Raw genomic sequence first — 12907 nt, 5'->3', positions numbered from 1 at the left:
AGGTTCGGTGGAAAGAAGCAGGCCGCGGCGGCAGGTCGCCCGCCACCACAAACGACAAAGCCGCCTGACGGCGGCTTGTCGTTCGATCATTGCTTTGGCATGCGAGAAATCTTGGAGCGGGCGAAGGGGCTCGAACCCTCGACCCCGACCTTGGCAAGGTTAGGGTCATGCCCTTACCGTTGGTTACCCGAGGTTACCGAAGCTTACTAGCTATTGATTATTAAGAGCTATTCTAATTGACGAGGGGTTCCGGAAATTTATAGCTTCTACTTATTGTTGCTTCCCCGCGCTTCCCCCTCGCTTCCCCGAAATATTCACGGCGCTGGGGAAGCAACCGTAGGAGCCCCCGGTGCCCAAGATTACTAGGCGTGCCGTTGATGCGCTTCGACCGGATCGGAGTGGTAAGGACATTTTCCATTGGGACGCCGGCGACGGTGCCCTGAAGGGGTTTGGCATTCGAATGAAGCCGAGCGGCGCCGCCTCTTATTTGGTGCAGTATCGCAACAAGGAGGGGCGAACGCGCCGCCTCGTGATCGGGAAGGTCGGCACGCTAACGCCTGACGAGGCACGCACTCTCGCCAGCGACGCCCTTAGGGCGGCGGCCAAGGGCAGCGATCCGTCGGCCGAACGTCATGCTGTACGCGGCGCCGTGACGGTCTCAGAGTTATGCGACGTGTACGTGGCCGGGTCTAAGGGTCGGATCAAACCATCCACCTGGGCAGCGGACCAAAGCAGGATTGAGACCCATGTAAAGCCGCTCATCGGTCGGTTTACGGTGCGCAGCCTGACCACCGCCGATATCGAACGGATGAAGGCAGACATCATCGCCGGCAAGACCGCGAAGCCTCGCAAGACGGAAGGTCGCGGAGGTGTCGCCACCGGAGGTGCCGGTGTGGCCGCTCGCACATTGGGAATGATGGCAACGATCCTCGAATACGCCAGAAGGTCCCTCAAACTCATCAAGGAAAATCCCGCGCGCGGCGTAATCAAGCCACCGGATCGTAAACAGCGACGATTTCTGACAATCGAGGAAATGGCCAAGCTCGGCCAGACGATCCGCGAAGCCGAGGCTAGGGGTGGGAACGCAATTGCTCTGTCGGCGATTCGTTTACTCTTGTTGACGGGTTTGCGTCGCATGGAATGCCTAGGGCTTCGCCGCTCATGGGTAGACAGCCGCGCCGGATGCATACGCTTTGAGGACACAAAGAGCGGCGCACAACTTCGGCCGATCGGAAAGAAAGCCTTGGAACTTATAGCGGCACGGCCCGTACGGGACGGTTGTCCTTGGATCTTCCCCGCCTCTCACGGTGACGGCCATCTGATTGGCCTGCCAAAAATATTGAGGCGCATCTGCTTGAAGGCCGGCCTATCCGGCGTCACTGTCCACGTGCTCCGGCATTCCTTTGCGGCCACCGCGGCAGAGATGGGCTTTTCGGAACTGACTATTGCCGGACTTCTGGGACACTCCGTTCCGGGAATTACCGCGCGGTACGCTCACATGCCTGACTCAGCACTGGTCGCTGCGGCCGATCGGGTTGCAGCTCGCATCGCCTCTGCGCTCAACGGAAAAACAAAGGCTGAAATTATCCCACTTCGTTACGGAGTAGGCGGCGCCAGTCCCGCTTGAACTCCCGAATTGGTAAACTCGGCTGCAACGCCTGAATCGCCCGTCCGCTCACAATATGGTTACCAAACCGTTCCTTTCTAACCCTTAACTAACCATTGCCGAGTACGACGTACGTCACCGCCCGCCTATCGCCGGGCATTCCCAGACTTTGGTGACGTATGACCACTCAGAGATTTCTCCGCCGGAAGCAAGCATCGGCCTATCTGCATGAAAACTACGGCTTAGACCGAGCGCCGGCCACGCTCGCCAAACTGGCGTGTGTCGGCGGGGGCCCACCTTTTCGACGCCTAAACCGCGTGCCGCTGTATTGCCCGGATGACCTTGATGCCTGGGTTCTTGAAAAACTTGGCCCACGGATCCTTTCCACTTCGGATCGGGCGGAGAGGAGGGCATGCGGGAGTGCCGGGCGGACGCCATGAGCAAGCAGGGTCCCGCCAGTCTGCGATCGGTCCACCAAAGCCCGCCTAGAGAAAATATTACGGGCGATTGGGCTGACCCAAAAGGGCTAACCGTCAGCGCCAACGTTGGATCATCTGGCGACGGCCCTATTTCTGCGGCTCGCGGGACGGTTCAGGCTGCCGGCGCAAGTGAGGTCGAGCACCTTCGCATCCTCGGCAACAACGTCGACCTCGGGGATGAAATCAATGCCGACTTTGTTACGGACTGTGTACGCAATATCGAAGGTTTGCGGTCGGACCAAGAGCTGAAGGAAACTTGGGGCTTAGATGAGCACAGGTGGTCTCAGCTGAGCAAGAATGCACCGCTCTTGGATGCGATCAAAGCTGAACGAGAACGGCGTATTCACAATGGTGAGGCAGCGCGAGAGGCCGCCCAGCGGCACTTCGCCAATACGCCGTCCGTCCTCAGCGAAATCCTGCACAACGAGGCGATTTCCCCCCGGCACCGCATCGAAGCCGCAAAGGAACTGCGCCAGGTTGCTTGTAGCTCGCCCGAAAAATCGACCTCAGCCGGAGGGAGATTCGTAATTCGAATCGATCTAGGTGCCGACCATCGACTGGTGAAGGACTTCGACCTCCCTGCATGCATTCCCGGCGACGATGGAACACTGCAATGACGACCAGTCCCTTCCGTTCCATAGCCGTCGCTGCGCAGAAGTCCCCCAGAACAGCGCTGCTTGCTGACCAAGTACAGCAACATGCTCCCTTTGATAGTTTGATTGCCGGCCTCTTCGCAAAATCTGAATTGATTTCAGCCCCGGCAGAAGGATTCGAGAACCTCGCATCTGTGCTCACGAGCAGCAGTGCGCTCGACGCCACTTCGCCGCCGGCAGTTAACCGCCCACTTTTAAAAGGCGGCAGTTACTCCGAGGCGAATGCAATCGCGCTGCTAAATGCACACTTCTTCATCGGCAAGAGCAAACAGGAGACCGCGATCTTTCGCATCAACGACGATGGATCGGCGACGTTCACCCCGAACGAACAGTTCAAGCTAGAGGTTCAGAATATTTTTGTCCGGCGTGGTGTCGCAAAGCCGGCGCCGGCGGAGACATATTGGAAACAGAGTTCGCAGCGGCACGAGCGGGAACTCGTTTTCAAGCCCGGCGGCACAGCTGGCCCGCACGAATTCAATCTCTGGCGCGGCTTCGGTGTCAGCGCCCGCAAAGGATGGCAAAAGCAGCGCCGGTTCTTACGGCATCTGCACAGGGTAGTCTGCAGACGCGACAAGCCAAAATTCAGGTACTTGATGCATTTGCTTGCTTGGTCCGTGCAAAACCCGGCCAAGCACGCTGGTGTCGTGCTCGTGTTGAAAAGCCGCGAACAAGGCACCGGCAAGAGCACGGTTGGCAAGGTAATGCTCGATGTCTTTGACCAGCATGGTTATCTCGTCGACGACAAGGATCGTCTGCTCGGCCGCTTCACCGACTGGCTTGAAACGGCATGTTTTGTGCTCGCCGAAGAAATCCTGTTCGCAGGAGACTTGAAGTCTGCCGACAAAATGAAGTCGATGGTCACTGGCGACGTACTTCAAATCGAACGCAAGTTTGGCAGTTGCCGTCAAGTTCCAAACCACCTGAAAGTTATCGCCACTACGAACCACGATCATGCCGTTGCGGCCGGCGTTCGGGATCGCCGCTATGTCGTCTACGACGTGAGCAATGAACACGTTGGCGACGGATTTTATTTTGACGCGCTTTATCGAGACCTCGACGACGGCGGCACGAGCGAGTTTTTATGGCTGCTGCTGAATTTGCGATTGGGGAGTTGGCACCCTCGCATGACCATCAAGACAGCGGAGACTGCCGAGCAGCAACGCATGAGCGGTGACAGCGTGTCTCAGTGGGCACAGGCATGCGTGGTTGCAGACGCGGTGATTGGGGTCCAGGGGCAATATGGGCCAGCCCCGCACGATTTGAGCAAGCTGATCGCATCCGAAGACCTGCGCACCGCCTACAGCGGTTTTTGCAGGCAGCAGGGGCTGCGTCCCGTAAGTGAGGTCAGTTTTGGCAAGGCGTGTGTGGAAATGTTCGGGCCGCGGAGACGGCTCCCCTTAAACGGTACGGTCCTAGATATCGGCGAGGCGCAGAGAATTGAGGATGTTGGAGAGCCCAGAGAGTACGACGAAGTGCTCAACGAGCGCATAAGCGAGATGATCAGGCCAAACAAACAGGCACGTTCGCCGCAATTGAAGCCAGGGGGTGCGACTGGGCGCCGACCTTGGGGTTACTACGTGCCGACCGGCGAGGAGTGGCAGTTGAAGATCGATGTACGGCTAGGAGTACGGCAATGAAGCTTTTCGTTCGTTGGGGGCTAGGCCATACCCCTGTCCCGGCCGTCTCAGGTCTGACCCACCCGGGGTTCACGCAAATGAGCGCGCATATCAAGGGTTTGTCTCAGCTGTCTCAGTTGTCCCAGCAGATTTTGAATACCAGAGAACTGCACCAAATAATCGGCAGGGGAGATGGAGCGAGCCATTATCGCGCCGCCTGCCGCCCCAACCGGGACTAGTGAGACAAGTGCTACAACCGCAGGGTTTCAGGCGAAACCACTATGGTGGGACGGCGAGACACGTGAGACTGCCGCTCGGCAGCCTTTCAAGGTGTGAAGGTAAGAACTGCCAACTATTAGGAACGAAATCGTGACGATGCACTATCGACCGGAACCAGAGCTAGACTACTTCCTGATCAAGCACGTCGAGACCGACCGCGAGGTGGGATACGCATTTTATAATCAAGCTTTGCGCGCCGACGGCAGCTCTATTTACGTCTGCAGGATATTCAACAACGCGGGACAGCAACTAGCAGCGCCCACCAGCACCACATGCGACTTTCCAATTCGATGTGCCGCCATCGCCATCGCCACTTATGAAGAGCACCATGGTTTTCCAGACTTAACGGGCGGCGCGTGCAGATTTGATGGTAATCGTGCCGAGCGGCGGCTCGGCACCGTTATCGCCGACGTTGCTTTGACCTTTGCGCACGCGTTCTGTGAAGCAATTGGGCAAGGGCTGACTACCCAGGCAACCGATAAGTTCGCAGATTCGATCGCCGAGCTTGCCCCAATATGGTGGGTGAGCCGCGCTGGCTGCTTTGATGCCATCAATCGGACAGAAGGACCATACTTCGCGAACCCGCTACCTTCGGGGCTGCGGCTCACCTTCTCTGGCGCCGCCCAAGCATACGGCATGCAGGAACTGCGCAGGCGACATCCGGATCTAAGCGATGCCGAATTACAGAAGGTGCTGAGCTGGGTACTGCAATGGTTGGCAGACGTGCTCAATAATGAATTGGCGGCACAGAAGCCCGATCTGATGGCGCTGAAGGCGCAGTTGGCCAAGCAACGGTAAGGCGGCTGAGATTGCGGCGAAGTTCGCTGTACCGCATTCATTACCATGGCGCAGGTCTGTACCTGTCAGCTTGTGCCCGAGAAAAGGCGTGGCGTGAAAATAATCGCCGCGTCAGCAACAGTATTTGATGACTGCAGATGCTGTCTTGCAGCATCCGGTATCCCGGCAATGGAAAGGTTATTTGCAGAAGCGGTTGGCGCATTGGTTTATATGACTGTAGTGCCAACTATCGAGGTGCGCATGTACGACCGAGAAGCCGATGGCCGACGAAAACCGAAAGACCCGCTACTTCATCTTTACATTGACGAGTCCGGCCCCGTCATCCTGACAAGCCCGGAACGGAAGCTAAGCACGGAAACGACTGGTTTGCTCTGGGCGGAATCCTCAGATGAAGATTTAGCGACGGTAAAGCGGGCTATTCTTGACTTCAAAAAGCAATGGCCGAAAATCAAAGCGCCGCTCCACTTCACAGACATGCGGGCGAAAAAGAAGAATTTTGCGTGGCTGGGAACGTTGGAGCAAAAAGAGCTGAACCGCTTTTGGTCGTCCTACAGAACGTTCTTGGCCGATATGCCCGTTTCAGGAACGGCGTGCGTTATCGACCGCCCTGGCTACATCGGTCGTGGATATGGCAAGCGCGAGGGGGATACTAAGTGGCTCCTGTGTAGGAGCGCTTTCGACATTCTCCTAGAGCGATCAGCGAAGCTTGCTCGAATGCAGGGACGACGACTTAACTTATTTCGAGATGGACGATCCGGGCACTAACCAGCGAGTTAAAAGTTATTACGTCAACTTGAGGTTCAACGGACTTGCCTTCGATGAAAAAAATTCAGCGAAGTACGAACCAATGACAACCGAGCAGTTTGCTTACACCCTCCTTTCTATCGAAGGAAAAGACAAAGCAAACACGTTGATGCAAATCTCCAATAGCTACATTTACTCGATAGCGCGGGGAGGTTACGAGGCTGGCTATGACGTTTACGATCAAATCGCGAAGGCCGGCAGACTCATTACGGACCAAGTACCAGCCGAAAAGGCAGGAATTCTTGGAATAAAAAGCTTCAATCAGAAAAGGCACCCTAAAAACACAAAAGGCCGGGTGTTACCCGACCTTCGGCGCGGCCCCCATACGGAAGACCTACAGGCATAGCCTGACTAAGTAGATACTTGAGCCGCCATCTAAGTTCAATTTCCCTGCGAAAAAATAAAGTCGTGCGTAGCCATTGTGTGACGTAGTTAACTGATTGTTTACAAGAAACAATTTCGCCTTTTCCCCCGCTATCTCCTAAAGCATGTACTGCCCCACCTCCTGATCGCACCGGACCACGCCGTCTTCCCGCTGTCCGGCATCATTCGTCCCACGATAACAGTAACGTGAACGAATAGAGAACGATTTACAAGGTTGGGTCAAGCTATTAGGAGCGACGACGGGCGGGCGAAAATCCAATTTTTCTAAGTTCGTTTCCCATTATTTTTGATTAACGTTCCCAATATTCTCAGGCATTCCTTCTCGAAGAAGTCGAGGAGGTGCAAATGACCATCTTTACCGCCCATGCACGAAAGCGATGCCAGCAGCGAGGCATCCCACTATGTCGAGTGGCCCAGCTCTTACATCTCGCTGATATCGACAAGCCTGCCGCAAAGGGTTGCCGCCAAATCAGCGTCAGCCGGATGGTCGCGAGTACGGCAGGTGAAAGCTCTCTGGTGGGCATCACCATCATCGAGGCGGGAGACGGCGCCCTTCTCACGGTTAAACATCAAACCCGGCGCCGCTTGGGCTGGAGATATCCTTCGGGTCACCGCGGCCATATCGTTAGGAAGTCCCGATGAGCGATACCGAAGGACACAAGGTCATCGACATGAAAACTCGCAAGCCCCTTGACGACGACTTTTTGCAGAAGGGCAAATTGGTGGCAGCAGTTAGAGTTGCTAAAAAATTCCGTGATTTGTACGACCCAATTGGCCCTGCGCTATATATCGACCGCTTAATACGCGAGGATTTGCCAAAGTCTGGAAAGACCGCTGAGAACGTCAAACGCGCATTGCAGGCAGCTGGACGCGGCAACTTAACTCATTGGGAGCGTCTGAGGTTAAAGCACGAGAATAGGGGCCGTGAACAAGCAAAAGCGGAGCTACTTCGCCGACAAGGCTCTGACGCGGTATCAAAGAAGGTTCAAAAATATGTCTGGTTGCTGGAAGCGCTCGCCGACGTTTTGGAGCGGCCGCACGATGAAGTCCTTTTTGCGGCATTTAAGGATTGCCAGATTGAAGAACCTACAGTTGCGAATGATCTCGCGTCTGAACTGGCATCATGGATCAATCTGGTTGCGGACAGCGTGGTTAAGTCGGAAGACTTGAAAGCGTTTTTCCGAGAAGTCGGGACTGTCCGAGGCACCTATGATGAGGTTAGTGGCAATTTTGCAGGGGCAATGCGCTTATTGATGGAAGGAGCGGGTTCCTCGGGTGTTCTCCTAGGCGAGGCAGAACTAGCATGGATACAATTTCCGCTCCCCCGCATTCCGCTGTTTAGATCCAGGCGTCACAGTTTCGATGGTCCATTATACGTGTCTAGGAAGCCGATTGCAGACGTGAACAGCACCATAAATGAAGTAATTAAGCTGATTAGCCCAACAAGGGAGGAGCAATGGGCGCTTCCCGAACAACCCCTTGAGAACTTCCATAGGGTAAACGCGCGAGTTGATGTTTTTTCGGATCTGCGATTGGTAATTGGTCCGAGCAAATCGAAACAAGATATCGAAGCTATGTTTGAAACTGGTGCGTGGGTTGAGTTGGAGATTTTGAAGCGCGATCGTCCAACTACGTTCCCATACTCGATTGTTCCCATGGCAGGTTTCACTTTCGACGAAGAGGCCAATCCGTTAGTGCGGTCGTCGTACCGGCCCACTGTGGGAGTCCGGCTCGATGATGGTTGGCATTCTCTTGCCGGCTTAGGCAACAAGCAGGGCTGGCAGGCGCTGCACAACGCGTCTGAGGAATTTGGCAGAAGTCTAGACATGGGACCTCAGCTTGAAACCCTTGGTCATCAATCCCACGAGTTCGCCGTTTATTGGTGGCCGGTCAATGCTTCCACGCTGGAGAAAGTCATGCAGGACTTTCTTTCTGCGAACAGCCACCACTCCTATGGGAAAAACTTGGTGCCGAAAACTGGTCCTCATTCTAATCCAAAAGAGCTGCCGCTGGGATTTTGGCCAGAGCTTGAAATCGCGCTCTTCAATGATTGGATCCGCGAATCGCTTTCGTCGAGCTGTCGACGACTTAAGGAGAAGTTTCAACTCCGGCTAATTGAAGCGAAACAGATACGCGAACGAGAAAAGCAGTTCTTCTTGAACCAGCTTCAGATGCGAAGCGATCAAGTTAGCAAGTTCGGTAACGGTTCACCGGATGAATCAACAATTTAGATGCAAAGGATCGTTGAAAAATGATCAATATCATCCCAACCGGTGAAGAATTTGCCCATGCTCAGCCAATCGCCGAGATGCTGGCCCATAATCCTACATTTCGATCCTGGTTTATCGCCAAGACGCGATTTGTGGCGGACGCAGATTGTCAATCAATGCACGAGCAGATCGAGCGGGAACGGCACCATCCTCCGTTTTGGTGGCGACACAATCATCACGTGAGTTGCGGCTGCGAAGGGTGCGTCGGAGGACGCGAAACTGACATATTCAACATCTTCTTCAGAAATCCCAAGGACAAGTTTGCTTTGCATATTGAGGTCAAGCACCTCGGGGACACATTGAAGGAAAATCAAGCCAAGCGGTACAAGCAGCGCGCGTCTTGTTGGGCTGCCAACAAGCCCAACCGTATCCCACAACATCATCGCGCAGGCACAGTACTTCTATACAGTGCAGCTAAGCACACAAAGCTTGAGCCCTTGTTTACGCATTTTCACAATCGTCTCACATTCGAAGAAATATGGGCAGTGTTCCCTCGCATTCTGGATGCTACCCAGGCGATAAGGAAGTTGCAGTCGGGAGGCCGATAGCAGGGATGCGACGTATGCAACAAGCTCAGCGAGCAGGCATACTGAGGCCCGTTCTTTTTGAATTCCAAAGTTAGGGGCAGCTCAATAGTTCGCTCGGTAACCACAACACCGTCCTCTCAAGTTCGCCCCGAGAGGTTTTGCCATGTTGCGTGGTGTCGTTTTCCTGTGCCTGCTCATCACCCAGCCGCAGCTGGCTCGCCGTCGAGGCAGTTTATGATGTGCAGTTCTGTCGAGAACATGCTCAAAAACTGCGACGAGACCCCGCGCGATGCCCTCAATAAGTCTGAGCAAGCGGCCCAAGCCGTAGCTTCACAAAAACCAAGGAGGGTGGGATGAAATACGCTTTTCTGATCCTGGGACTGCTCGCCACGCCAGCTCTGGCCATCGACTACACCCCCGAGGAGTGCGATGGGATCGGGCGCGTGTTCGACAGCTGCGCCTTAGTGCTCGCCCCCAAAATCTTCACGCGGTGCGGCGTGCCTAGCGGCGCGCGGGGCGGCCCCGACTTTCTAAGACTTCCAAAAAAATACCCGAACGATTGGGGTGATATAAACTGTCGCGATAACGGGTCTGGGAAATGGAATTGCGATGATGGGCCCGCTCGTGCGCAGCTGTTCGACCTGTGCCAGAAAATCTGTGACCAAGAGGCCAACCCCGAGGACGCCCTGCGTAACTACTGCCCGAAAGGGCGCGACCTCAAGCTGTAGCAAGCGGCCCAAGCGTTAGCCCAGTCTGCCTGTCCAAGGTGACGCCCCCGTGTAATCATACGCATGGGTTGGCAAGCGTCGAGACACACGACATTCTACCGAGCGGGCAGGAAACCGGGCAGCACCCAGGGCGGGGGTTTGAAACGATGGCCAATCGTGTCGCAGAGGTGAACCGCGAACTGCGGTTGCGCGGCATCGCCGAGAAGCTGGCACGTGGCAAAGGCCACTACTACTTCCGCGACGGCGATGCATCGAACTGGCTCTCATCGTCCGTGGCGGTCTTCAGCGCCGACCGGCTGTCGGTTATGGAGTGGCTTGGCGAATGGTCGGACCTGTCGGGCAAGCCGGTGCCCGAGCGGATTGCTGATCGCCCTGCGACCAAAGAGGTCTGTGCATGGTTCGCCAAGTGCGACAATCCCGCCGTAACCACCCGCCCGCATCCCATGTTTGGCCGTGTGCCTATCTGCCAGCGCTGCGCCGACAGGGTTCTTTCCGGACTAACAGGTTGATCCCGGCCGGATCGATCTTGTCCAGTATCCGACGTTAGAGGCAAATGATGTCCGCTTGCTCGGACAACGCAGACATCCACCGCAAGGACGATTACCGCTTTTGATCCGACCCGGACATGGACGGCCTTGGACCTGCATCAAAAAACTGCTTACCATCGGGGTGTTTAGAGGCCCGGGAATGCCCGGATTTGTCGAGTTTACACCCCTATGCGGGACAGGGCGTAGCGACACCTCATTTGAGCCTCGAGCCGGGCGTGATAAAAGGGTTGAAACCATATGGTGAGATCCATGACAGGAAAGAACGTCACGCGCGTCGATCTCTGCGAAGCCGTTTACCAGACCGTGGGCTTTCCGCGAGCCGAGTGTTGGCCATGGTTGAATTGGTGCTCAACGAGATCACTGATACTTTGGTGAAGCGCGAAACCGTTAAGCTATCGTCGTTCGGCTCGTTCATCGTGCGCAAGAAAAACCAGCGCGTCGGCCGCAATCCAAAAACTGGAACTGAGGCGACCATTTCGTCCCGCAGGGTCGTGGTATTCAAACCCTCGGCGATCCTAAAACAGCAGATTAACGGCAAACCGTCTCGAACAACGGCAACTACGATCGCGGAGCTTGGCTCTTCAGCGCTGCTGCGGCCGCGCCCCGCCGATGACCGCTATTGACGCCCGAGAGGACGTTGAGCATGGGCAATTTGAGGTTCCTTAACGGACCTCAGCCGCCTGCCGCTGGATGCTCCCTACTGACCCTTAGCGGGCATTGGTCGCCTAATTAAGCATCCGGGCCATCTCCGGGGTGCTAAACTTGCGTCAGACGATCATCTATCTTTAGCCGGTGCAGCCATGAGGCGGCGGGTTTTTCTCAGTGTCGTGTGTGGTGCGGTGGCATGGCCGCTCTCTGCGGCGGCACAGCAGAGCACCAATAGCAAGCGTCTTGCTATCTTCAGCCCAGCAGAGCCAAGCGCGCACTTGCATGACCATAGCGAAAGCAAATCTGCACGAGCCTTATTCGCGGCGCTTCGACGGTTGGGGTGGATCGAGGGACAAAACCTCAAGGTCGAAAGTTACGGCCGAGAGCAGAACACGTCCGATCCCGAAGCCCTGGCGACGGAAGTCGTTCGGAGCAACCCGGATGTCATCTTCGTCGTTGCCCTTTACGCAGTCATCTTCAAAAAGCTAACATCGCGTATTCCGATCGTAGGGATAACTGGCGACCCCGTTAGGCAAGGGCTCGCCGAAAGTCTGGCTCACCCGGGCGGCAATTTCACGGGAGTGACCGTCGACGCCGGTTCATCCATTTATGGAAAACGGATCGCACTATTGCGCGAGATGGTTCCGACGATGTCGAAACTTGGCTGCCTCGCTGTTCGATTGCAATGGAATCAGCCGAACGCAGGCGCTTTCCGCGCAGCGGCCGAAACGGCAGGCCTCCCTCTCGCTGTGTCTTTACTAGAATTTGGTACCAGCGAAGCAGACATTCGGGCGGCAGTGGAGAGCATCTCCCGCGGCGGTGCAAATGCGGTCATGATCCTCGAGTCGCCTCAGGTCTTTCAAAACAGCTCTTTGATCGCTAAGCTGCTCGGCGACGCGACTCTTCCGGCGATTTTCCCGTTTACCGAATCCGTCGAGGCCGGGGGCTTAATGGCGTATTCCTTCGATCTGATCGAATTGTATAAGCGTGTCGCCAATAACATCGACGCAATTCTCCGAGGAGCAAAGCCCGGCGACATCCCGATCTACCAGGTAACCAAATTCGAGTTGTCCATCAACCTCAAGACAGCCAAGCAGCTGGGACTTCCCGTACCTCCTGCGCTCCTCGTGGGTGCTGATAAGGTAATTGAGTGAACGAGCAACCGGTCGCACTTTTGAGACAGGCCCGCCTATCCTGCGAGTCCGTTCACCGGGCTAGATGGGAAGTCGCTGTGGTCCGGCCAAACCGACGCGAATGACCCAACTCGGACATTGGCCCCGCTGGTTCAGGATCGCAGCGCCATGGAATGTTCAAGAAGCTAATAATCTGGGTTCGTCGTTCGCTGAGCGGCAACCCGAAGCGCTACTTCGCCTAGTGAAATCAGGGAGGACCATCGTCATGCGCAGGATTACACGTCGGGCACTCGGCTTTGCGGCTTTGGCGGCGCTAGTGCTGGTCTCAGCCGCACCGAGCATCGCCATCGCGCAGGAAAGGTAGTGCGCATGGGTAATCAAAAGGTCGGCGCTTACGCACTCATGAAAGCACGCGGCATTCTGGAAGAGCGCCT

At 55.8% G+C, this 12907-nt stretch carries 13 protein-coding genes and 1 pseudogene; 13 read left to right on the top strand and 1 reads right to left on the bottom strand.

Going from position 1 to position 12907, the window contains the following annotated elements:
- Window positions 1-349: 349 nt before the first annotated feature.
- The 13 genes and pseudogenes from JQ575_RS46150 to JQ575_RS24320 all read left to right on the top strand — a co-directional run bounded on the left by JQ575_RS46150 (window position 350) and on the right by JQ575_RS24320 (window position 12494).
- Window positions 350-1627: a site-specific integrase gene (locus tag JQ575_RS46150; protein WP_212035696.1), complete on the top strand. Its 1278-nt coding sequence runs from the start codon at window positions 350-352 to the stop codon at window positions 1625-1627.
- 415 nt (window positions 1628-2042) lie between these two features.
- Window positions 2043-2702, top strand: coding sequence for a hypothetical protein (locus JQ575_RS24375; protein WP_212035695.1), 660 nt, complete (start codon window positions 2043-2045; stop codon window positions 2700-2702).
- Window positions 2699-4375 carry a primase-helicase family protein gene (locus JQ575_RS24370; protein ID WP_212035694.1) on the top strand — a complete coding sequence of 559 codons (1677 nt, stop codon included), beginning with the start codon at window positions 2699-2701 and terminating at the stop codon, window positions 4373-4375. The genes JQ575_RS24375 and JQ575_RS24370 overlap by 4 nt, the downstream gene beginning before the upstream one ends.
- 348 nt (window positions 4376-4723) lie before the next feature.
- The gene (locus JQ575_RS24365) at window positions 4724-5431 is read left to right on the top strand and encodes a hypothetical protein (RefSeq protein WP_212035693.1); all 708 of its coding nucleotides are present in this window, start codon (window positions 4724-4726) and stop codon (window positions 5429-5431) included.
- 93 nt (window positions 5432-5524) lie between these two features.
- Window positions 5525-6196 carry a hypothetical protein gene (locus JQ575_RS24360; RefSeq protein WP_212035692.1) on the top strand — a complete coding sequence of 224 codons (672 nt, stop codon included), beginning with the start codon at window positions 5525-5527 and terminating at the stop codon, window positions 6194-6196.
- An 82-nt stretch (window positions 6197-6278) separates the two neighbouring features.
- Window positions 6279-6581: a hypothetical protein gene (locus JQ575_RS24355; RefSeq protein ID WP_212035691.1), complete on the top strand. Its 303-nt coding sequence runs from the start codon at window positions 6279-6281 to the stop codon at window positions 6579-6581.
- A 383-nt stretch (window positions 6582-6964) separates the two neighbouring features.
- The gene (locus tag JQ575_RS24350) at window positions 6965-7261 is read left to right on the top strand and encodes a hypothetical protein (protein ID WP_212035690.1); all 297 of its coding nucleotides are present in this window, start codon (window positions 6965-6967) and stop codon (window positions 7259-7261) included.
- The gene (locus JQ575_RS24345; RefSeq protein ID WP_212035689.1) at window positions 7258-8850 is read left to right on the top strand and encodes a hypothetical protein; all 1593 of its coding nucleotides are present in this window, start codon (window positions 7258-7260) and stop codon (window positions 8848-8850) included. Before JQ575_RS24350 ends, JQ575_RS24345 begins: the two co-directional genes overlap by 4 nt.
- Before the next feature lie 20 nt (window positions 8851-8870).
- The gene (locus JQ575_RS24340; protein ID WP_212035688.1) at window positions 8871-9437 is read left to right on the top strand and encodes a hypothetical protein; all 567 of its coding nucleotides are present in this window, start codon (window positions 8871-8873) and stop codon (window positions 9435-9437) included.
- A gap of 332 nt (window positions 9438-9769) precedes the next feature.
- Window positions 9770-10144: a hypothetical protein gene (locus tag JQ575_RS24335; RefSeq protein ID WP_212035687.1), complete on the top strand. Its 375-nt coding sequence runs from the start codon at window positions 9770-9772 to the stop codon at window positions 10142-10144.
- Between the two features lie 146 nt (window positions 10145-10290).
- Window positions 10291-10653 (top strand): hypothetical protein, encoded by a 363-nt coding sequence (locus JQ575_RS24330; RefSeq protein ID WP_212035686.1) that lies wholly within the window; start codon window positions 10291-10293, stop codon window positions 10651-10653.
- A gap of 276 nt (window positions 10654-10929) precedes the next feature.
- Window positions 10930-11315, top strand: a pseudogene (locus JQ575_RS24325) (integration host factor subunit alpha).
- 177 nt (window positions 11316-11492) lie between these two features.
- A complete protein-coding gene (locus JQ575_RS24320) occupies window positions 11493-12494 on the top strand; it encodes an ABC transporter substrate-binding protein (protein ID WP_212035685.1) in 1002 nt (333 codons plus the stop codon).
- 156 nt (window positions 12495-12650) lie between these two features.
- Here JQ575_RS24320 and JQ575_RS24315 read toward each other — a convergent pair.
- Window positions 12651-12907: hypothetical protein (locus JQ575_RS24315; protein WP_212035684.1), on the bottom strand; the 257-nt coding region annotated here is incomplete at its 5' end.

This window comes from Bradyrhizobium sp. JYMT SZCCT0428 (assembly GCF_018131075.1).
Taxonomy (GTDB): domain Bacteria; phylum Pseudomonadota; class Alphaproteobacteria; order Rhizobiales; family Xanthobacteraceae; genus Bradyrhizobium.
This window is presented reverse-complemented; position numbering and strand designations above follow the sequence as displayed.